Below are 21,624 nucleotides of genomic sequence, written 5' to 3' on the forward strand. Positions count from 1 at the left end.
CGGCCCCGTCGAGGTGCCGGCGCTGCTCCGGGACGCGGGGCGGCCGGGGCGGCCGGGGTGCCCGCGGGGGCAGCGGCGCGGCCGGACCGGCCAGCAGGGGCTGGGTGTCGGGGCGGCTCGGCGAGACGGCGAAGGCCAGCGAGCCGAAGAAGACGTAGCAGCCGAGCCCGACGCCGAGCGGGAAGATGAACTGCAGCGCCATCACACCGCCCTGGGTGCTCTGCGATTCGTCGAGCCGGACCGACAGCGCCGCCATGCCGGTGTAGTGCATGGCGCAGACGGCCACGCCCATCACCGGCGCCGCCGACAGCACGGCGAGCGTGCCCCGGATGTTCAGCGCGGCCCAGAGCGCGGCCGTCGCCGCGAAGACCGCGATGCCGACCGAGAGCCACACCGTGGTCTGGTCGTAGCCGAGGTGGCCGGGCAGGACCATCGCGGCCATGCCCAGGTAGTGCATCGCGGCGACGCCCAGACCGGTGGTCAGCCCGCCGGCCAGCAGCGCCAGGACGGGCTGGCTGCGCCAGTACCCGACGGTGAACAGGCCGACGCCGACGACGGCGACGGCGACCAGCAGGCTGAGCACGGTCAGCCCGGGCTGGTAGGTGATCTCGGCGCCGGTCACCGAGAAGCCGAGCATCGCGATGAAGTGCATGGACCAGATCCCGGCGCCGAGCGAGGTCGACGCGAAGAGCAGCCAGACGGCCCGGGTACGGCCCTTGGAGACGAGCGCCCAGCGGGCGCTGCGCAGGGCCACGAAGGAGCCGAGGCAGGCGACGAAGTACGAGACCGCCGGTGTCACCCAGCCGTGGTCGGCATGGTGGATCGCACCCAATTGAGCTCCCTGGAGGAGGAGTAGAGGGCGCCAGGGCTCGGGCGGACGGGGTGGCCAGGGATGGCCGGGGAAGACGTGCGGCAACGGGCACGGGAAACGGGCACGGGCACGGCGGTCCGCCGAAGGGAGACCTGGCGTGTGGTGCCCCTGACAAAATGTGAGCGTAACCATTTCCCGGCGGTCGCACAATGTTCGTGCTTTTCGTGAAATCCCAGGTCAGGATGGACCTTTACGCGGCCTTCATGATCTTGGCACCAATCCCTGACACGGCCTGCGCGCCACCCCCCACCCCGTTCGTGCCTTACTCCAGCGGAGCTAGCCCGAACGGGTGGCCGGCCGGGTCGATCAGCACCTTGAGCGTGCGGCCGTGCTGGTACGCGGGCTCGGTCGCGCCGAGCGCGAGGGCCTTCGCGGTGGACTCCTCCAGGTCGTCCACGTAGAAGTCGAGGTGGAAGTGCTTGCTCCCGTCCGGCTCCGTCCACGGCTCCGGCCGGTACCCCTTCACCCGCCCGAAGCCCAGGGGGCTGCCGCCCTCGGGGTTGTCCAGGATCGCGAAGTTCTCGTCCACGTGCCGGCTCTCCCAGCCCAGCAGCTCGCCGTAGAACGACGCCAGCGCGACCGGGTCGGCGCAGTCGATGGTGACCATGGCGAGCCGGGCGAACCCGGTGTCGTCCTGCCCGGGCGGCCCGGACTGCGCGGGCGCCTGGGACTGCTCGGCGGCGAGGTCGGACATGGCTGGTCGGCCCTTCCTGGAGTCGGGATCGGTCCTTCCTGGAGTCGGGACCTGGGGGCTCATCACCAATATGGCACCGGGGTGATCCTCCGGCGCGGTGGGAAGTCGATTTTCTTTAGCGAGGGTAATGACGTAGTCTAAAGAGATGCCCGAGATGTCCGAGCAGGACCTCGCAGCGATCAGTCAGCTGCGGTCGTCCACGATGCGCCTCTCCCGACGACTCAAACACCAGCGGGTGGAGGAGTCGTTGAGTCCCACCGAGATGGGGGTGCTGGGCACCCTCGCCCGGTGCGGGAAGGCGACACCGGGTGAGCTCGCCCGGAAGGAGCACGTGCAGCCTCCTTCGATGACCAGGATCGTCGCGATGCTGGAGGAGAAGGGGCTGGTGCGGCGGGAGCCGCACCCCGAGGACCGCCGCCAGGTGGTCGTCAGCAGCACCGAGCAGGCCGAGACGATCCTCGCGGAGAGTCGTCGGCGCCGAAACGTCTGGCTCGCCGAGCTCGCCCAAGGGCTCGACGAGGAGGAATGGGCCGTCCTCCGGGAGGCCGCGCCCGTGCTCTACAAGCTCGCCCACCTGTAGCCCGTACGTGCGCGTGTAGCCCGTACGCCCGCAGCTCGAACACCTCAGGGGCACACCGACCCCGGCCGGCCGCCGGGAGAAGAAGGAGCAGGCATCACCGCAGGACCGACCACCGACACCAGGAGCGCGACGGCCACCGCCATGGCCGTCGCGCCGCGAGGGGAGACCACCGTGACACCGCCGGCCGCAGCCAGCGCCGCCGCCATCCGTACCGACGAACCGACCACCGACCCCGCGGCGAACGCCGCGACCGCCGACACCCAGGCACCCGCCCCCACGGGGCTGCCCGGCAACGGCGACGACGACCCCGACGAACGCACCGCGGCGGACTCCGCCGCTCAGGGCCGCACCCACGCGGCCTCATCTCCCGCAGGCGCCCGGTTCACCAGGCCCGGGGGGATGTTCTCCTCCCTGCGCGTTCGCAACTACCGCTACTACTTCGCCGGCCAGGTGGTGTCCAACACCGGGACCTGGATGCAGCGGATCGCCCAGGACTGGCTGGTGCTCAGCCTCACCGGCAGTCCGCTCGCGGTCGGCATCACCACTGCCATGCAGTTCCTGCCGATGCTGCTGCTCGGCCTCTTCGGCGGCGTGCTCGCCGACCGGATGCCCAAGCGCCGGCTGCTGATCTACACCCAGGGCGCGATGGGCCTGCTCGCCGCGGGCCTCGCGGTGCTGACCGTCGGCGGCGTGGTGACGCCGTACTACGTGTACGCCTTCGCGCTGCTGCTCGGCCTGGTCACCGTGGTGGACAACCCGACCCGGCAGGCCTTCGTCTCCGAGATGGTCGGGCCCAAGGACCTTGCCAACGCGGTCAGCCTGAACGCCGCCAACTTCCAGACCGCCCGCCTGGTCGGCCCCGCTGTCGCGGGCCTGCTGATCGCCGCGGTCGGCAGCGGCTGGGCCTTCGCCGTCAACGCGCTGTCCTTCGCGGCCGTGATCGGCGGGCTGCTGGCCATGCGCGAGAGCGAACTGCGCCCGACCGCGCCGATCGCCCGCGAGAAGGGGCAGTTGCGGGAGGGCCTGCGGTACGTGAAGGAGCGGCCCGAGCTGCTCTGGCCGATGGTGCTGGCCGGTTTCATCGGGACCTTCGGCTTCAACTTCCCGACGCTGCTCTCCGGTTTCGCGCACGACACCTTCAAGGTGGGCGCGGGCCAGTACGGCCTGCTGAACACCGCGATGGCGGTCGGCTCGCTGGCCGGCGCCCTGCTCGCGGCCCGCCGCGGCGCGCCCCGGCTGCGCCGGCTGGTCGGCGCGGCACTGGCCTTCGGCACGTTGGAGGTGGTCGCCGCGTTCTCGCCCGACTACTGGACCTTCGCGCTGCTGCTGATGCTGATCGGGGTGTTCGGGCTGAGCTTCAACACCTCGGTCAACTCCATGCTGCAGCTGGCCACCGACCCCGAGATGCGCGGCCGGGTGATGGGCCTGCTGGTGCTGGTCTTCACCGGCGGCACGCCGATCGGCGCCCCGGTCGTCGGCTGGGTGACCGCCTCGTACGGCCCCCGGCTCGGCCTGCTGGCCTGCGGACTGGTGTCCGCGCTGGCGGCCGCCGCGGTCGGCCTGGTGCTGGCCCGCAGCGCGGACCTGAAGGTGCGCTTCGACCTGCACCCGGGCCGCGGCGGCCGGGTGGTGGCCGTCGTGCCGCGCACCGTCGCTCCGCGCAAGTCGGAGCTGGCGGCCGCCTGCTGACGGATCGTCAGTCCTGCTCGGGCCCCCGGGGATTCGCCCCCGGGGGCCCATGGTGTCGCAGGTGCGGCCCGTGGTGTCGGCGCCGGGGCCAGTGGTGCGAGAACCGGGGCCCGTGGTGTCAGAGCCGGATGGCGAGGACCTGGCCGGGCCAGACGCCGTTCGGCTGCTCGACCTCGAAGGTCTCGGTCTCGGTGAAGCCGAGCGCCCGGTACTGGGCGACCAGCTTGCGGTCGGCACCGCCGTAGCAGTCCACCCGCAGCAGGCCGATGCCGCGCCGGCGGGCCTCCTCCACCGCGTCCGCGATCAGCGCGGCGCCGATGCCCGAACCCCGGCGGGTGCGGTCGGTGACCAGGTTGCGGACGTACAGCTCGCGCTCCGCCACGGCGGGGATGTACTTCCCGCGGTCCTCGGACAGCACGCAGGAGCCGACCGTACGGCCCTCGGTGTCCACGGCCAGGCGGATCAGGAACGGCTCGCGGCCGTACTGCTCGATGTGCTCGACCCGGGCGGGCGTGGTGCTGAACGGCTGGTCGCCCCACTGGCCGGTACGGCCCTGGCCGGCCAGCCAGGCCACGGCGCCGTCGAGCAGGGACAGGATGGCGGGGACGTCCTCGGGGCCGCCGGTGCGGATCTTCAGGGCGCTGGAATCGATCATGCGCCCGTTCTAGCCCAGAACCGGGGGCTCGGGAAGATGCCCCCGCGCCCCGCGCGGGAGGATGGGCGCATGAGGCTTTTCGTGGCGGTGCTCCCGCCGGTCGAGGTACTGCAGGGGCTGTCCGACGCCGTCGCGCCGGTGCGCGGGCTGCCCGGGGCGGACCGGCTGCGCTGGACCACCGTCGAGGGCTGGCACCTGACCCTGGCCTTCCTCGGCGAGGTGGCCGCCGAGGCGCTGCCGGAGCTGGAGGCGGGCCTGGCGGCCGTCGCCGAGGTCCACCCGGTGCACCGGTTGCGGATCGCGGGCGCCGGACGGTTCGGCGACCGGGTGCTCTGGGCCGGCGTCGAGGGCCAGACCTGGGCGCTGCGCCGGCTGGCCGAGGCGGTCACCGAGGCCGTCTCCGAGGTGGTCGGGGAGGCGGCCGACACCTTCGCCTTCCACCCGCACCTCACCCTCGCCCGGGCCGGTTCCTCGCGCGGCCACCGGCGGGCCGTCCAGCGGGTCGCGGCGGCCGAGCTGGACGGCCTGGCGGCGGCGCTGGCGGACTACCGGGGGCCGGAGTGGGAGGCCGCCGAGCTGCACCTGATGAAGAGCGACCTGGACGGCGGCTTCGCGCACTACGAGTCGCTGGGCTCCTGGGCCCTGGCGGACTGGAGCTGAGCGGCCCGTCCTCGAAGCCGTCCTCGAAGCCGCCCCCGAACCCGTCTTCGAAGGGCTCGGGGCCCCCGGGCGGCCTCGCCGTCCCCTCGGGCGTGAGGCGGAGGTACCCTCGTTGACCGTGGATCCCAAGACTCGTATGCGCATCGTCTCCGGCACCCTGGTGCTGCTGCTGGTCGTCGTGCTGATCAGCTCACTGGCCGGTAAATAGACCCGGAACGGCGCGAGGGCCACCGCCCGCAGGCGGTGGCCCTCAGCCGTGCTCGGGTGCGGCTCAGAGCTGCTCGACCACGTAGTCGATGCACTGGGTGAGCGCCTCGACGTCCGCCGGGTCGATCGCCGGGAACATCGCGATGCGCAGCTGGTTGCGGCCCAGCTTGCGGTACGGCTCGGTGTCCACGATGCCGTTGGCACGCAGTGCCTTGGCGACCGCGGCGGCGTCCACCGACTCGTCGAAGTCGATGGTGCCGACCACCTGGGAGCGCTCGGCCGGGTTCGCCACGAAGGGGGTGGCGAAGGAGGACTTCTCGGCCCAGGTGTACAGCCGGGAGGAGGAGTCGGCGGTGCGGGCGACCGCCCAGTCCAGGCCACCGTTGCCGTTCAGCCACTCCAGCTGGTCGGCCAGCAGGAAGAGCGTGGAGATCGACGGGGTGTTGTACGTCTGGTCCTTCGACGAGTTGTCGATGGCCGTCGGCAGCGAGAAGAACGGCGGGATGTAGCGGCCGGAGGCGGCGATCTCGGCGGCGCGCTCCAGGGCGGCCGGGGAGAAGGTGGCCAGCCACAGGCCGCCCTCGGAGGCGAAGGACTTCTGCGGGGCGAAGTAGTAGACGTCCGTCTCGGTGATGTCGACCGGCAGGCCGCCGGCGCCCGAGGTGGCGTCCACCAGGACCAGCGAGCCCTCGTCCGCGCCGGCCGGGCGCGCGATCGGCATCGCGACGCCGGTCGAGGTCTCGTTGTGGGTGAGCCCGTAGACGTCCACACCGGCCTCGGCGACCGGCAGCGGGTGGGTGCCCGGGGCGGTCTTGATCACGCTCGGCTCGGCGAGCCACGGCGCGGCCTTGGCCGAGGAGCCGAACTTCGAGGAGAACTCGCCGAAGTCCAGGTGCTGGGACTTCTCCCGCACCAGGCCGAAGGCGGCGATGTCCCAGAACGCGGTGGAGCCGCCGTTGCCCAGGACGACCTGGTAGCCCTCGGGCAGCGAGAAGAGGCTGCTCACGCCCTCGCGCACGCGCTTGACCAGGTTCTTCACCGGGGCCTGGCGGTGCGAGGTGCCGAGCAGGGAGGTCTGGGTGGCGGCGAGGGCACTCAGGGCCTCGGGGCGCACCTTGGACGGTCCGCAGCCGAAACGGCCGTCTGCGGGCTTGATGTCAGCGGGGATCTGGATCTGAGCCACGCGCGCAGCCTACCGGCCGGGGGTGGGGCGGGGGTACGGTCGTCCGCCCGCTGAGACTGTGATCTTGACTGCTCGGAGACGCCGACAGCGGGCCCGGCCGAGGCCGGACCCGCTGGTCAGGGGCGCTGTTCGGACGTTCGTCCGGTGCGGTCAGCGGGCGATGGCGTCCCAGCCCTCGATCTCCTCGGGACGGCGCGGGCCGGGGCCGATGTAGCGCGCGGCGGGGCGCACGAGCCGGCCCGTGCGCTTCTGCTCCAGGATGTGCGCCGACCAGCCGGCGGTGCGGGCGCAGGTGAACATCGAGGTGAACATGTGCGCCGGGACCTCGGCGAAGTCCAGCATGATGGCGGCCCAGAACTCGACGTTGGTGGCCAGCACGCGGTCGGGGCGGCGGTTGTGCAGCTCCTCCAGGGCGGCCTTCTCCAGCGCCTCGGCGACCTCGAAGCGCGGCGCGCCGAGCTCCTTGGCGGTGCGGCGCAGCACGCGGGCGCGCGGGTCCTCGGCGCGGTAGACGCGGTGGCCGAAGCCCATCAGGCGCTCGCCCTTGTCCAGGGCGTTCTTGACCCACGCGGTCGCGTCGCCGGTGCGCTCGATCTCCTCGATCATGCCGAGCACGCGGGAGGGCGCGCCGCCGTGCAGCGGGCCGGACATCGCGCCGACCGCGCCGGAGAGCGCGGCCGCGACGTCGGCGCCGGTGGAGGCGATGACGCGGGCGGTGAAGGTGGAGGCGTTCATGCCGTGCTCGGCGGCGGACGTCCAGTAGGCGTCGATGGCCTTGACGTGCTTCGGGTCCGGCTCGCCCCGCCAGCGGATCATGAAGCGCTCGACGACCGTCTCGGCCTTGTCGATCTCGCTCTGCGGGACCATCGGCAGGCCCTGGCCGCGGGCCGACTGGGCGACGTAGGACAGCGCCATCACGGCGGCGCGCGCGAGGTCGTCGCGGGCCTGCTCGGCGGAGATGTCCAGCAGCGGCTTGAGGCCCCAGACCGGGGCGAGCATGGCGAGCGCGGACTGCACGTCGACCCGGATGTCGCCGGAGTGCACCGGGATCGGGAACGGCTCGGCGGCCGGCAGTCCCGGGTTGAACTTGCCGTCCACCAGCAGGCCCCAGACGTGGCCGAAGGAGACGTTGCCGACCAGGTCGTCGATGTCGACACCGCGGTACCGCAGGGCGCCGCCTTCACGGTCGGGCTCGGCGATCTCGCTCTCGAACGCGACGACTCCCTCAAGCCCGGGTACGAAATCGGACATGCGACGGCTCCTTCAGTTCTGTGTTCGGCGCTCCGCCGTGGTGGGGCGGGCGCGCCAGTGACCGAATCGTGGTTGGCACTCGGTGCCAGAGTGACAGGCACGGGGTGCATTGCGCCATACACCACCGTGGTGATGTTTGCCCTGGGCCCGCTTGACTTTTCCGCCGAGGGTCGGTCGTGCCCGGGGGACGGCCGGGGCCCAAACGCACTCGGTTCCGGACAATTCCCCGTACGACGGGCAGCCAAGCGGTGGCGAGTCACCTTATCTCCCACCGGGGTTTGTCCGGAGGTAGCGGTGCCGGTTGCTTGTCGTACGGGATGATGTTGACGTGCAGACCCCGGAACGCGCCCAGTCGACGCCCCTGAGCCCCGCCACCCGGACCCCGGCCGACGAGGCCCGCCCCGGCCCGGACCTCACCGTGATGCGCAAGCACTACATCCACGAGGGCCTGGTCGAGGAGCGGCTCGCGCCCGAGCCGGTCGGCCAGTTCACCCGCTGGTTCCACGAGGCGGACGACGCCGGCGTGGTGGAGCCCAACGCCATGGTGCTCTCCACCGCCGACGCCGAGGGGCGGCCCAACTCGCGCACCGTACTGCTCAAGGGCTACGACGCGCGCGGCTTCGTGTTCTTCACCAACTACGGCTCCCGCAAGGGCTCCGAGCTCGCCGCCAACCCGCACGCCGCACTGCTGTTCCCGTGGATCGCGCTGGCCCGACAGGTCATCGTCCAGGGCCGGGTGGAGAAGGTCGGCCGGGACGAGACCGCCGCCTACTTCCGCACCCGCCCGCACGGCTCCCAGCTGGGCGCCTGGGCCAGCGAACAGTCCAGCCCGGTCGCCGGCCGCGAGATCCTCGAACAGCGCTACGCCGAGCTCGAACGCCGCTACCCGGAGGGCGAGGGCGTGCCCGTCCCGCCGTTCTGGGGCGGGTACCGGGTCGTCCCGGAGAGCGTCGAGTTCTGGCAGGGCCGCGAGAACCGCCTCCACGACCGGCTCCGCTACCTCGCCGACCCGACGAGCCCCACGGGGTGGCGGGTGGAGCGGCTCTGCCCGTGAGGGCGCCGGGGCCGTGCTCACGGCGGGGCCGATGGGGCTGATGAGGCCGGTGGGGCCGACCGGGGCCGGGGGCTCCGGGGGTCCTGCGGGCCCGGTGGGCCGACCGGGTCGGGCCGGGCGTGGCGTCGGCGCTAAGCTGATGGGTTGTCACTTCTCGGGTGTAGGATGCCCGTCGCGGACCTGGGTCGATGCGTTTCCGGCCAGCAACGCGCTGTGCCGGCACGATCGAGTGAGGGACTGATGGGCGTCACCGGTGCGGAAACCGCCGCTGGACTCGGCTCTGACCTGGTCGACGTCACCGCCCTGCCGCTCGACGAGCTCGACGCCCTGCCCGACACCGTCCTCGGCGACCTGCTGCGCCGGGTGGTCGCGGACGCCCTGACCCCCGGCGCGGAACCGCTCGCGGCGTTCCAGTCGTCGCTCGGCCGGTAGCGCGGCCCCCGGGCCGGTCCGTCGCGCGCCCCCTTCGGCGCGCCCGCGATCCCTCCGGCGCGCCCGCGCCCCCGCCGGTGCGCCCCCGGGTGCCGGAGCACCCCCGTTCCAGGGCGTGCGCCTGACCACCGGCTAAACCCCGGGAGGCAGCCGGATCCGCCAACTCGCCAGCGCGGACGGTGGAGTTCACGACATCCTGGGGTATGAAACCAGCGCCGTCGCGGCACCGTCGGGTACGGGGGGAACAGGTGATGGAGCAGGACCAGCAACGGCCGTACTTCTTCTTCAGCTACGCGCGTCGTGACTTCGAGGCCGAGGACGCCTTCGTCAACCAGTTCTACAACGACCTGCGCGACGAACTCGGCCGGCTCGTCGGGACGGGCGTCCCCGCCGAGGAACTCGCGTACCGCGACACCGAGCAGCTGCGGCTCGGCGACGAGTGGGCCGAGAAGCTGGCGACGATGCTGGGCCGCAGCCGGACCATGATCGCGCTCTACTCCCCGGCCTACTTCACCAGCCTGTACTGCGGCAAGGAGTGGACCGCCTTCCGCGGCCGGTGCCGGCGCCACCACGAGGACACCGGGGAGCTCATCCCGGCGCTGGTCCCGGTGCTCTGGGAGCCCGTCGCGCCCGGCGAGCTGGCCGACGAGGTGACCAAGATCCAGTGGGCCCAGCCGGACATGGGCGAGGCCTACGCCCGGCACGGCCTGCGGGCCCTGCTGCGCACCGCGCAGAGCGAGGCGTACGAGCAGGTCGTCCGGGTGGTCGCCGAGCGGGTCCGGGACGCGGCCGCCCGCCGGCTCGGCGAGCTGCCGGAGTTCGACCTCGGCGCGGTCCGCGGCTACTTCCCGCCCCCGCCGGCACCGGAGACGGCCCTCTCCAGCCCCGGCATGGTGCGGCTGTTCATCGCGGCCGGCCGGGCCTCCGAGGCCGCCGCCGAGGGCGGCTCGTACGCGGGCGGCTGGTACGGCGCCAGGCCCTGGCACTGGGCGCCCTACCATCCGCCCACCCACCCGCCGCTGGCCGCGCGCGCCCAGCAGGTGATCACCGCCGCCGGGCACATCACCACGCTGGAGGAGGTCGAGACCGGTCTCGGCGGGAAGCTCGACCAGGCCCGCGAGGACAGCCAGGTCAGCATCCTGCTGGTGGACCCCTGGGTGGCCGGCGGCGAGCGCTACCGCGCCGCGCTGCGCGAGTACGACGACCAGAACCACCCGGTCACCGGCGTGATGGTGCCCACCGGCAGCACCGACCCGGTCGACGGGCCGGAGCGCGACGCCCTGTGGGCGGGCGTGCGTGACGTGTTCCGGCGCAACTGGCTGCGCCGGAGCGACCTGGAGCACTTGTTCCGGGTCAAAGTGAGCCGGGAGAGCTTCGAGAACGACCTCACCATCATGGTGACGGTCGCTCAGAACAAGCTCATGGACGACAACTTGGATTGGGGGGACGATGGCGGCGACGCCTTCGGCTTCGGCGGCGTCCCGGCGATGCCCGGGCTGGCCATCCCGGCCGGCCCGCCGGGGCCCCGCCAGGGCCCGCCGGCGCGTCCGGGGCCGGGCCGCCGGGACCTCCCGCACCAGAGCCGTGGCAAGGACGACGCTGTCCCGCTGAGGGGAGACGAGCAGGATGACCACTGAACCCGGCGCGGAGCCGGCGCACGGCGGACCGGGATCGGTCGTCACGTTCTACTCCTTCAAGGGCGGCACCGGCCGGACCATGGCCCTGGCCAACGTCGGCTGGATCCTCGCCAGCCGGGGCCTGCGCGTCCTGGTCGTCGACTGGGACCTGGAGGCACCAGGCCTCCACCGCTACTACCACCCGCTCCTGGTCGACCCCGAACTGCACTCCACCGACGGCCTGATCGACCTGCTGCGCGCCTACGTCAAGCAGGCGCTGCCCACCGCCTCCGGGCCGGTCGGCCTGTCCCCGGCCGCCTGGCTGGACGAACCCGGGCGACTGGACGGCTACCTCTGCGGCCTCGCCCTCGACCTGCCGCCCGGCGGCCGGCTCGACTTCCTGCCCGCCGGCCGCCAGAACGCCGCCTACGCCGCCGCCGTCACCAGCTTCAACTGGCGCAGCTTCTACCACGGCCGGGACATCCGCGGCGGCGAGTTCCTGCGCGAACTGCGCGAGCGCTGGGCCCGGGCGTACGACTACGTCCTCATCGACAGCCGCACCGGCGTCAGCGACACCTCCGGCATCTGCACCGTCCTGATGCCCGACACCGTCGTCGACTGCTTCACCTTCAGCGCCCAGAACATCCGCGGCGGCGTCGACGCCGCCCGCGCGATCGCCGAGGCCGAGGAGCGGGCGATCCGGGTGCTCCCGGTGCCGATGCGGGTCGAGGACGCCGAGCAGGAACGCCTGGAGGCCGGCCGCGACTACGCCCGCGAGGCCTTCGCGCCCTACCTCGGCCGCTGGCTGGCCGGCGACCGCCGGGCCGGCTACTGGGCCGACGTCGAGGTGCCGTACAAGCCGTTCTACGCCTACGAGGAGGTGCCCGCCACCGTCGCCGACCGGCCGCAGGAGGCCCGCAGCCTGCTCAACGCCTTCGAACGGCTGGCGGGGTGGATCACCGACGGCCGGGTCCGCACGCTGCGCCCGCTCACCGCCGAGACCCGCCGCCGGCTCTACGGCACCTACCTGCGCTCCGCCCGCGCGGTGCCCCGCCAGGTCTTCGTCAGCTACGCGCCCGAGGACCGGATGTGGGCCGAGTGGGCCGCCGGGACGCTCACCCGCTTCGGCTACCAGACCTCCCTGCACAACGCCGCCGAGCCGTACACCGGCCCCCGGCCGCCGGAGGTCACCGGGCCGCTCGAAGGCCAGGGCCGGCTGCTCGCCCTGCTCTCGCCCGAGTACACCGCCCTGCCCCGCGCCGCCGAGGCCTGGCAGCTCCTGCAGGGGCGCGAACTCGCCTCCGGCTCACCGGCGATGTTCGCCCTGCGGCTGCAGGACTCGGACGAGCCGGTGCCCCGCCCGTTCGCCGGACAGATCGCCCCCGACCTGGTCCGCGCCTCCGCCGCGGGCGCCGAGTCCCAGCTGTACGCCGAAGTCGGCCCTCCGCCCGGCAGCAACCGCCAACTCGACGGCGACAGCGGGGAGATCATCGCACCCGCGCGCTTCCCCGGCACCGCGCCGCAGGTCCAGGAGGCGCCCTCGCGCAACGCCGCCTTCATCGGCCGCGGCAAACTGCTCGAACTGCTCCGCAACCGCTTCACCGGCGGCCCCGCCGCCGTGCTCAGCCAGGTGCTCTACGGCTTCGGCGGCGCCGGCAAGTCCCAGATCGCCGCCGAGTACGCGCACCGCTTCAAGGCCGCGTACGACGTGGTCTGGTGGGTGCCCGCCGAGGAACCCGCCAACATCCCGCAGAAACTCGCCGAACTCGCCCCCCGGCTCGGCGTGCCCACCAGCGACGACGTCGCGCACACCGCCGCCGCAGTCCTCGACGCGCTGCGCCGCGGCCAGCCGTACCGCCGCTGGCTGCTCGTCTTCGACAACGCCGGCACCCCCGAGGAGCTCGCCGCCTGGCAGCCGGCCGGCTCCTCCGGCGGGCACGTGCTGATCACCTCCCGCAACCAGGGGTGGGCCCGGCACGCCGGCCTGGTCGAGGTCGACGTCTTCCTCCGCGAGGAGAGCGTCCGGCTGCTGCGCCGCTTCAACAGCGGGCTCTCCCCGGAGGACGCCGACCAGGTCGCCCACCGCCTCGGCGACCTGCCGCTCGCCGTCGGCCAGGCCGCCGTCTGGCTCCAGGAGACGTCGATGCCGATCGCCACCTACCTCGAACTCCTCGACGAGGAGCTCACCGAGATGCTGGAGCGCACCCGGCTGCGCACCGCCGACTACCCGCACTCGGCGGCCGCGACCTGGCGGATCTCGGTCGAGGAACTGCGCCGGATGAACGCCCCGGCCGCCCAGATCCTGGAGATCTGCGCCTTCTTCGGCCCCGACGCCATCCCGATGCGGCTGCTCTACAGCCGCGCCGTCACCCGCGCCCTGCGACTGCCCCCGCGGGCGCCCCGCGACAAGCTCGCGATCGGCGAATTCCTGCGCGCCATCAACCGGTTCGGGCTCGCCCGCACCGACCAGGGCAGCGAGACCATCACCGTGCACCGGCTGGTCCAGGCCGTGCTCAGGGACCAGGTCGAGGAGGAGCGCCGGGCCGAACTGCGCGGCGTCGTCCACGCCGCGCTCGCCACCGCCAACCCCGGCGACCCGGACGTGCCCGCCAACTGGGCCGAGTACGCCGAACTCCTGCCCCACCTCTGGCCGTCCGGGGCCGTGGACAGTGCCGACGAGGACGTCCGGCAGTGGATCATCGACTCGGTCCGCTACCAGTGGAAGCGCAGCCTGCACGAGTCCGGCCGGGAACTGGCCGAGCGGACCCTGGAGCACTGGCGCCAGGACGGCTACGGCGGGCCCGGCTTCGACGTCGACAACGACGCCCAGACGCTCATGCTGCGCACCCAGCTGAGCAACATCCGCCGCTCCCAGGGCGCCCTCCAGGAGGCGTACGAGATGGACCGGGACATCCTGGAGCGCTTCACCGCGACCCTGGGCCCGGAGCACTCGCACACCCTCGCCGTCGCCAACAGCCTCGGCGCCGACCTGCGGTTCCTCGGCCGCTACGACGAGGCCCGCACGCTCGACCGCCGGACCCTGGACGCGGCCCGGCGCACCCTCGGCCCGGACCACCCGCGCACCCTGATGATCACCAACAACCTCGCCGTCTCCGACTACCTGGCCGGCGACCGCCGGGCCGCCCTGGAACGGCACCGCAGCAACTACCTCCAGCAGCGCGACGCGCTCGGCGCGCACAGCCTCTACGCGCTCTCCTCGGCCTCCAACTACGCCCGCGACCTGCGCGAGACCGGGCGGCTGCGGGAGGCCCTGGACCTGCTGGAGGAGACCGTCCGGATCTACCAGCAGACCATCGGCGACGGCCACACCGACACCCTGCGCGCCCGCAAGAACCTCGCCGTGGCGCTGCGCCGGGCCGGCCGCTACCACGAGGCCCTGGAGATCGACGAGGACATCTACCAGCGCTACCTCGACATCAACGGCCCCGAGCACCCCGACACCCTGGCCGCCGCCACCAACCTGGCCAGCGACCTCAACGCCCTCGGCGACACCACCCGGGCGATCCCGCTGGCCGAACGGGCCCTGGCGCGGTACCGCGACTACCTGGGGGAGGACCACCCGGTGACGCTGGCCGGCGCCAACAACCTGTCGGTCTACCTGCGGCTGGCGGGGCGCACCCAGGAGGCCCTGGAGCTGTCCGGACGCACCCTGGCACAGTTCCGGACCGTCCTCGGCGCCCACCACCTCTACATCCCGATCGCGATGATGAACCACGCGAACGACCTGGCGCTGTCCGGGCAGACCCAGGCCGCGCTGGAGGTGGAACTGGAGGCCGCGCCGCTGATGACCGAGGCCCTCGGCCAGGACCACTACGACTCCATCGGCATCAACTCCAACCTCTCGCTGTCGCTGGCCACGGCCGGCCGCACCGAGCAGGCCGCCGAGCTGCGGGCGGACTGCATCCGGCGGGCGCGGGTGACGCTGGGGGACGAGCACCCGACGACGGTGGCCGTACGGGCGGGGACGCGGCTGGACTCGGACGTGGAGCCGCCGCACGTGTGACGGTGGGGTCGGTGACGGCGGGTCAGGGGGTTTGCCGGGCGGCGCTAGGCTCACGGGCATGGTGCCGTTCCGGCAGTTCCTGCTGAAGATCCACAGTCGGTGCAACCTGGCCTGCGACTACTGCTACGTGTACGAGGGCGCGGACCAGAGCTGGCGCGGACGGCCGCGGCGGATGGAGCTGGAGACGGTGCGGCGCACCGCCCGGCGGATCGCCGAGCACGCGGCGGAGCACGGGCTGGACGAGGTCTCCGTGGTGCTGCACGGGGGTGAGCCGCTGCTGGTGGGTGCGGGCCATCTGGACGAGTTGCTCGGGGTGTTGAGCGGTGCCGTGGGCGGGTCGCGGGTGCGGTTCGACCTGCAGACCAACGGGTTGCGGCTGCTGGACGAACCGGCGCTGCTCGATGTGCTGCACCGGCACCGGGTCATGGTCGGGGTCTCGCTGGACGGGACCAGGGCCGGCCACGACCGGCACCGGCGGCTGCCCTCCGGCGCGGGCAGCTGGGCGCGGACCGCCGAGGCGGTGCGGCTGCTCGGCTCCGACCGGCACCGGGAGCTGTTCGCCGGGCTGCTGTGCGTCGTCGACCTGGCGGCCGACCCGGTGGACACCTACGAGGCGCTGCTGGAGTTCGCCCCGCCCCGGCTCGACCTGCTGCTGCCGCACGGGACCTGGGCCGCGCCGCCGCCCGGACTGCGGCGGCGGCCGGTGCCCGGCGGGCCGCCGTCGGGGGTGGAGCCGGCGCCGTACGGGGAGTGGCTGATCGCCGCCTTCGACCGCTGGTACGGGGCGCCGCGGCGGGAGACGGGGGTGCGGCTGTTCGAGGAGCTGGCCGTGCTGCTGCTCGGCGGCCGGGCGGCCAGCGAGGCGGTCGGGCTGGCGCCGGTCGACCTGGTGGTGGTCGAGACGGACGGCGCCATCGAGCAGGCCGACAGCCTCAAGGCGGCCTACGACGGGGCCCCGGGCACGGGGCTGGACGTGTGGCGGCACGGGTTCGCGGACGCGGCGGCGCACCCGGGCTTCCGGGCCCGCCAGCGTGGCCTCGCCGGGCTGGGGGCGGTCTGCGGGGGGTGTCCGCTGGTCCGGGTGTGTGGTGGGGGGTTGTATGCGCACCGGTGGGCGGGAGGGGTGGGTGAGGCGGGAGGGGCGGGAGGGGCGGGGGACAGCTTCGGGTATCCGTCGGTGTACTGCGCGGATCTGGATCGGCTGATCCGGCATGTTGCGGGGCGGTTGCGGGAGGGGGTGGCGGGGGTGGGGGTTCCGCTGCGCGGGGCTTGGTGGGGGTGGGGCTCTCGGGAGGGTGGGGGCGGGGCGGCTCCGGGGGTGGGTGCTCCGGGGGCTGGATGATTTTCAGACTGCCGACTCTGAGGGTTCGGGGTTGGTCGCCGTTGGCAGTCTGAAAATCACCCGCAACGCCCCTCTCCGCACCCACCCCCTGCGCCGCCCCTTCCGCGGCACGTCCCTCTCGCCGGGAGGGGAGGGGGGAGGTGGGGTGGTGGGGGTGGGTGTTGGGGGAGGTGGGGGTGGGTGCGGTGGGGTGGGTGTTGGGGGTTGGTCCGTTCGGGTTATGCGGGGGTGTTGGCCGGATGGTTCGGTGTGTCGGGGGGAGACTGCGGGGCGGGTGCGGGCGGTGCGGAGGAGGGCGTGGTGGTGGGTTCGGGTGAGGTGGTGGCGGCCGGGGTGCCGGGTGCGCGGGGGGCGGACGGGGTTCCTCGGCACGGGGTGGACCGGGCGGTGTTCCGGGCGATCGCGGGGGCGCGGGGTGGGGTGGAGGCCGTCCGGGTGCTGCGGGCCGGGCAGTTGAGCAAGCGGGCGCTGTTGCTGCTCGCGTTGCGCCGGGCGGCGCCGGAGCACGAGGGGTACCGGGAGGCGTACGGGCGGGTGCGGGCGTTGCAGCGGGAGGACCGGGCGGGCTGGGAAGAGGTGCTGCTGCGGCCGGAGTTGGACGCCTGGGCGGCCGACTGTCTGCGCGGTGTCGCGGCGGGGGAGGAGGTGCCGCTGGAGGGGCTGGACGGGTTCCTCCGGGGCGGGTCCGGCCGGGTGCTGGCGCTGGAGTGCGACGGGCTGCGTTGGACGCCCTCGGTCGACCACGTCGGGCCGCGGCGGGTGGACTACGGACGGCCGCCGGCCGGGCCGTTGTCCGATGCCGAACTGTCCTGTTGGGAAGAGCGGTTGGCGGAGGCCTGGCGGATCCTGGTGCGGCGCCACCGGCGCCACGCGGAGGCGGTCGCGGCCTGTGTCGCGACGGTCGTGCCGCTGTGTCCGGCGCCCGGTGGGGAGGAGGTCAGTGCCGCCGCCCGGCGGGCGTACGGCGCGGTGGCGGCCTCGCTGCCGGGGGATCCGGTGCTGCTGGCGCTGGCGCTGGTGCACGAGTTCCTGCACGTCCAACTCGGCGCCCTGCTGGACCTGGTGCCGCTGCACCGGCCCAACGGACCGGCCGTCTACCACGCCCCGTGGCGGCCCGATCCGCGCCCGGCCGGCGCCCTGCTGCAGGGGACGTACGCGCACCTGGGCGTCGCGGACTTCTGGTGCGCGGAGGCGGCCGCCGGCGTGGGTGAACCGGGCCGGGCGGGGCGGGAGTTCGCGCGGTGGCGGGCGCATACCCTGGCGGCGGGCGGGACTTTGCTCGGGTGTGGCGAACTGACCTCGTACGGAACGGAGTTCACGGAGGAGCTCGTGCGGGCCGTGCGGGGACTCGGCGGACCGGCCTGAGGGGAGCGGGGGAATCAATGGGGGGACTCGAACGCTTACCCGGGTGCTTGGTCCGGCGGTGCGCTTCGGCGCGCGCCAGGGCGAAGTGCGCGACCGCTGAACGGGTGATTTATCGGGGCCCTGAGCCCCGTCGCGCAACGTCGGCCGCTCGGCGCGCCCAACGTGAGTCCACAACGTGCCGCGCGGAGTCTTCGCGGGCACTACATTGGTCGCAATCGGGTGGCTTACCCACCCTCGGCAGGTCCTAACCGCGCCTAAGGAAACGAATATGACTCCGGTAATCAGCACCAGGCCGGCCGGCAACCTCACTGACCTTCAGGAGACGCCGGAACGCCCCTCCCTCGCCGACCTCGCCGCCCTCGGAGCGGAGGAACTCGCCTCCCGCCTCCAGCGCGCACTCCCCGGCGCGGACTCCGGCCTCGTGCCGGTCGCGGCCTTCAACTCCTCGATCTGACCCGGCCCGTACCGCCGAGCAGGACCAGACCGAGCCCATCGATCCGAACGGGTCCCCGAGAAGTTCCATGACGACGTCAATTCCGCTGCCCTTGACGCAGTTCGTGGTCAAGATGCACAGCAGGTGCGATCTTGCCTGCGACCACTGCTACGTCTACGAGCACGCGGATCGCAGCTGGAGCTCCCGGCCGAAGATCATCGCGGACGGGATCCTGGCCAAGGCCGCCGAGCGCATCGGCGAGCACGCGGCCGCCCACCGGCTGCCCGCCGTCCGGGTCGTCCTGCACGGGGGAGAACCCCTGCTCGCCGGCCCGGACCGCTTGCGCCGCGCCGCCGAGGCACTCCGGGCCGCCCTCCCGCCCGGCTGCGCGCTCGACCTGCGCATCCACACCAACGGCGTGCTGCTGAGCCGCGCCTTCTGCACGCTGTTCGCGGAGCTGGACCTCAAGGTCGGCATCTCGCTCGACGGCGACAAGGCCGCGAACGACCGTCACCGGCGCTTCGCCGACGGACGCAGCAGTCACCCGCAGGTGCTGCGGGCGGTCGCGCTGCTGAACGAGCCCGGGTTCCGGCACCTGTTCGCCGGGCTGCTCTGCACCATGGACGTCGAGAACGACCCGGTGGCCGTGTACCGGGCACTGGCCGAACTCCGTCCCCCCGCAGTCGACTTCCTGCTCCCCCATGCCACCTGGGACGAGCCGCCCAAACGCCCCGGCGCGCTCGGCGCCGCCCCGTACGCCGACTGGCTGCTGACCGTCCACGGGCTGTGGGAGGCCGACGGGCGGCCGTTCTCCGTACGGACCTTCGAATCCGTGCACCGGACCCTGCGCGGGTTCTCCAGCCTCACCGAGTCGCTCGGGCTGGAGCCCTCGGACCTGGCGGTGCTGGAGACCGACGGCACCTTCGAGCAGGCCGACAGCCTGAAGACCGCGTACGACGGCGCCCCCGCCACCGGGATGAACGTTTTCGCACACAGCCTGGACGACCTCGCCCGCCACCCCGGCATCGCCGCCCGCCAGTCCGGCCTGGCCGGGCTGAGCGAGGCCTGCCGCGCCTGCCCCGTGGTCCGCTCCTGCGGTGGCGGTCTGTACGCCCACCGCTATCGGAGCGACGATGGGGGAGGCAGCTTCGACCATCCCTCCGTCTACTGCGGTGATCTCATGACGTTCATCAACGGTCTTGCGGGGCGCGGCGGTTCCGCTGCCGTGCCGGCACAGGGGACCGAACCGCCGGAGGCCGAGCCGCTGCTGCCCGGCGCGCTCACCCCGTCGCAACTCGACGAACTGGCGCGCGGCTACGGCGGTGCGGACACCGTCGCCGCGCTCGGCCGCTCCCAACTCGCCCTCACCCGGGCGATGCTGGCGGCTGCCTGGGACGCCTCCGGACAGGGGCGGTCCGAGGCATGGGCACTGCTCTCGGCGCTGGACGTCGAGGCCCCCGCGGCCGTCGACACCGTCCTCGCCCACCCGTACGCCCGCGCCTGGGCGGCCCGGCGACTCGCCGGGGACCTGTCGGTCGGGCTCGGCCCGCTGGCCGCGCTGGCCGCGGCCGCCGCCGTCCGGGCCGGCCGGGGCGACGCGGTGGCGGTGCCCGTGCGCGGCGGGTGGCTGCACCTGCCGACACTCGGGCGGATCGCCGTACCGGACGGGGAGGCCGTGGTCACCGGGCGGGCGGACGGCTTCGAGGTCCGGGCCTCCGACGGCTCGGTGCGCACGACGCCGGACGAACCGCTGCGGCGGGTCCGGCCGGCGGCGGGCTGGACGGTCGCCCTGGAGGACACCGACCCGCTGCGGGACTGCCACGACCACCCGGTCGCGGACCGGCTGTCCGACGCCGAACTGCTCGACTGGACGGGCGCCTTGCGCGAGGCCTGGGAACTGCTCGGGCGCGACCTGCCCGGGTACGCGGCGGGCATCGGGGCCGGACTGGCGACGGTCACCCCGTTGCGGCCGGGCCCCGCCGGCCGGGACGTCAGCTCGGCGGCCCGCCAGGCGTACGGCGCGGTCGGCATCGCCCGGCCGGCCACCGCGCCGACCCTCGCGCTGCTGCTCGCGCACGAGTTCCAGCACGTCAAACTCGGCGCGGTGCTGGACCTGATGGACCTGTACGACCGCGCCGACGACACCCGTTACTTCGCCCCCTGGCGGCCCGACCCCCGGCCGATCGAGGGGCTGCTCCAAGGCACGTACGCCCACCTGGCCGTCACCGAGTACTGGGGCACCCGCACCCTGGCGTACGACGGCCTGCCCGGGGAGCCCGCCGACCGGGCGCGCGCACAGTTCGCGCTCTGGCGGCGGTACACCGCCGAGGCCGTGGAGCGGCTGGCCGAGTCCGGAGCCCTGACCGGGGCCGGCTTGCGCTTCGCCGACGGCATGCGTGCAACCGTGGCACCCTGGCTCGTCCTGCCGCTGCCCGCCGCCGCCGAGCAGGCGGCCGACCGGGTGCGACGGGAACGGGCCGGGGTCTGACCGCCCACTCGCCCCGCCCATTCGCCCCGCCCCGGGTCCTCCCCGCCCGGGGCCCTCAACCCCGGGGAACCGTCATCCTCACCGAACCCCGCGCCGGCGGCGTCGCCGTCGCAGACCCCGTCCGCTCCCACGTCCGCCCGCTGCGCCGCGAGTTCGCCGACCTCGGGGTCCGCCCCGGCACGGTGCTGCACGTCCAGGCGTCCCTGCGCGCCCTCGGCCCGGTCCCGGGCGGGGCCGCCGGGGTGATCGACGCCCTGCTGGACGTGCTCGGCCCCGACGGCACCCTGGTCGCCTACACGGCCACCCCCGAGAACTCCGCCACCTCGCGCGTCCACCAGTCCGCCACCGCCGGTCTCTCCCCGGCGGAGGTGGCCGCCTACCGGGCCCGGATGCCGCGCTTCGACCCGGCCACCACCCGGGCCTCACCCAGCATGGGGGCCCTGTCGGAGGCGATCCGCACCCACCCCGGCGCACTGCGCAGCCGCCACCCGCAGACCTCCTGGGCCGCGGTCGGCCGCCTCGCCCGGGAGATCACCGGACGCCACCCCGACACCTGCCACCTGGGCGTCGACTCCCCGCTGGGCCGGCTCTACGACCTGGACGCCCGGGTGCTGATGATCGGCGTCCCGATGGACCGCTTCACCGCCTTCCACCTCGCCGACCTGCGACTGCCCGACGTGGCCCTGCGCGAATACCGCTGCGTCGGGGAGGACGGCTGGACGGTCTTCACCGCCCCGGACCTGGACGACCTCCACTTCGGCCGGCTCGGCGGCGAGGTGCTCCGCACCGCCCGGGGCCTCACCACCGCCCGCATCGGCGGCGCCGACTGCCGCCTCCTCCCGGTCCGCGAGGCCGTCGACCTGGCCGAGCAGATCCAGCGCCGCACCCGGGCCACCCATCCGTAACCCCGAGCCCTGATCCCGCCACCCCCTCCGCCCGCCTGCCGCCCGTCGCCGGCCCTACCGCGCGTGAGAAGTCGGCCAGGCCGACTTCTCACGCGCAATGAACCATCCGTTGGAAGTGCGGAGATGACGTCGGCCCGCGCCCCAGAGGCCTGGGCGCGGGCCGACGAACGGCGTG

At 73.7% G+C, this 21,624-nt stretch carries 17 protein-coding genes; 12 read left to right on the forward strand and 5 right to left on the reverse strand.

Features of this window, described 5'->3' with window-relative positions:
* The coding region (locus tag IE332_RS23885) for an MHYT domain-containing protein (protein WP_189919948.1) at nt 1–832 on the reverse strand (832 nt) is incomplete at its 3' end.
* Nucleotides 833–1,133: 301 nt separating this feature from the next.
* Nucleotides 1,134–1,565, reverse strand: coding sequence for a VOC family protein (locus IE332_RS23890; protein WP_189919950.1), 432 nt, complete (start codon nt 1,563–1,565; stop codon nt 1,134–1,136).
* A gap of 145 nt (nt 1,566–1,710) precedes the next feature.
* On the opposite strand from IE332_RS23890, the gene IE332_RS23895 reads away from it, so the two are divergent.
* Entirely contained in the window at nt 1,711–2,145 is a 435-nt protein-coding gene (locus tag IE332_RS23895) for a MarR family winged helix-turn-helix transcriptional regulator (protein ID WP_030235202.1), read from the forward strand.
* Nucleotides 2,146–2,286: 141 nt separating this feature from the next.
* The gene (locus tag IE332_RS23900) at nt 2,287–3,834 is read left to right on the forward strand and encodes an MFS transporter (protein WP_444542943.1); all 1,548 of its coding nucleotides are present in this window, start codon (nt 2,287–2,289) and stop codon (nt 3,832–3,834) included.
* A 118-nt stretch (nt 3,835–3,952) separates the two neighbouring features.
* Here IE332_RS23900 and IE332_RS23905 read toward each other — a convergent pair whose 3' ends face one another.
* A complete protein-coding gene (locus tag IE332_RS23905; protein WP_189919952.1) occupies nt 3,953–4,489 on the reverse strand; it encodes a GNAT family N-acetyltransferase in 537 nt (178 codons plus the stop codon).
* Between the two features lie 69 nt (nt 4,490–4,558).
* On the opposite strand from IE332_RS23905, the gene thpR reads away from it, so the two are divergent.
* Nucleotides 4,559–5,149, forward strand: coding sequence for an RNA 2',3'-cyclic phosphodiesterase (gene thpR / locus IE332_RS23910; protein ID WP_189919960.1), 591 nt, complete (start codon nt 4,559–4,561; stop codon nt 5,147–5,149).
* Nucleotides 5,150–5,420: 271 nt separating this feature from the next.
* Here thpR and serC read toward each other — a convergent pair whose 3' ends face one another.
* Both serC and IE332_RS23920 read right to left on the reverse strand, forming a co-directional pair.
* Nucleotides 5,421–6,539, reverse strand: coding sequence for a phosphoserine transaminase (serC, locus tag IE332_RS23915; RefSeq protein WP_189919962.1), 1,119 nt, complete (start codon nt 6,537–6,539; stop codon nt 5,421–5,423).
* A 150-nt stretch (nt 6,540–6,689) separates the two neighbouring features.
* Nucleotides 6,690–7,790 carry a citrate synthase 2 gene (locus IE332_RS23920; RefSeq protein ID WP_097236627.1) on the reverse strand — a complete coding sequence of 367 codons (1,101 nt, stop codon included), beginning with the start codon at nt 7,788–7,790 and terminating at the stop codon, nt 6,690–6,692.
* 421 nt (nt 7,791–8,211) lie between these two features.
* Between IE332_RS23920 and pdxH the strand changes: the two genes are divergently transcribed.
* From pdxH to IE332_RS23965, 9 genes are all read left to right on the forward strand, one after another.
* On the forward strand, nt 8,212–8,844 hold the full coding sequence (pdxH, locus tag IE332_RS23925) for a pyridoxamine 5'-phosphate oxidase (RefSeq protein WP_189920127.1): 633 nt from the start codon (nt 8,212–8,214) through the stop codon (nt 8,842–8,844).
* A gap of 240 nt (nt 8,845–9,084) precedes the next feature.
* Nucleotides 9,085–9,276 (forward strand): FxSxx-COOH cyclophane-containing RiPP peptide, encoded by a 192-nt coding sequence (gene fxsA / locus IE332_RS23930; protein ID WP_189919964.1) that lies wholly within the window; start codon nt 9,085–9,087, stop codon nt 9,274–9,276.
* A 251-nt stretch (nt 9,277–9,527) separates the two neighbouring features.
* A complete protein-coding gene (locus IE332_RS23935; protein ID WP_189919966.1) occupies nt 9,528–10,913 on the forward strand; it encodes a TIR-like protein FxsC in 1,386 nt (461 codons plus the stop codon).
* Nucleotides 10,903–14,916 (forward strand): FxSxx-COOH system tetratricopeptide repeat protein, encoded by a 4,014-nt coding sequence (gene fxsT, locus IE332_RS23940; RefSeq protein ID WP_189919968.1) that lies wholly within the window; start codon nt 10,903–10,905, stop codon nt 14,914–14,916. Before IE332_RS23935 ends, fxsT begins: the two co-directional genes overlap by 11 nt.
* A 58-nt stretch (nt 14,917–14,974) precedes the next feature.
* On the forward strand, nt 14,975–16,258 hold the full coding sequence (locus IE332_RS23945) for an FxsB family cyclophane-forming radical SAM/SPASM peptide maturase (RefSeq protein WP_189919970.1): 1,284 nt from the start codon (nt 14,975–14,977) through the stop codon (nt 16,256–16,258).
* 300 nt (nt 16,259–16,558) lie between these two features.
* Nucleotides 16,559–17,623, forward strand: a complete 1,065-nt coding sequence (locus IE332_RS23950; protein ID WP_189919972.1) for an aKG-HExxH-type peptide beta-hydroxylase — start codon at nt 16,559–16,561, stop codon at nt 17,621–17,623.
* A gap of 268 nt (nt 17,624–17,891) precedes the next feature.
* Nucleotides 17,892–18,077 (forward strand): FxSxx-COOH-like cyclophane-containing RiPP peptide, encoded by a 186-nt coding sequence (locus IE332_RS23955; protein WP_189919974.1) that lies wholly within the window; start codon nt 17,892–17,894, stop codon nt 18,075–18,077.
* Nucleotides 18,078–18,144: 67 nt separating this feature from the next.
* A complete protein-coding gene (locus tag IE332_RS23960) occupies nt 18,145–20,544 on the forward strand; it encodes an FxsB family cyclophane-forming radical SAM/SPASM peptide maturase (RefSeq protein WP_189919976.1) in 2,400 nt (799 codons plus the stop codon).
* A gap of 182 nt (nt 20,545–20,726) precedes the next feature.
* A complete protein-coding gene (locus IE332_RS23965) occupies nt 20,727–21,449 on the forward strand; it encodes an AAC(3) family N-acetyltransferase (protein WP_229928861.1) in 723 nt (240 codons plus the stop codon).
* The last annotated feature ends 175 nt before the right edge of the window (nt 21,450–21,624 follow it).

This window comes from Kitasatospora xanthocidica (genome assembly GCF_014656195.1).
Classification (GTDB): domain Bacteria; phylum Actinomycetota; class Actinomycetes; order Streptomycetales; family Streptomycetaceae; genus Kitasatospora; species Kitasatospora xanthocidica.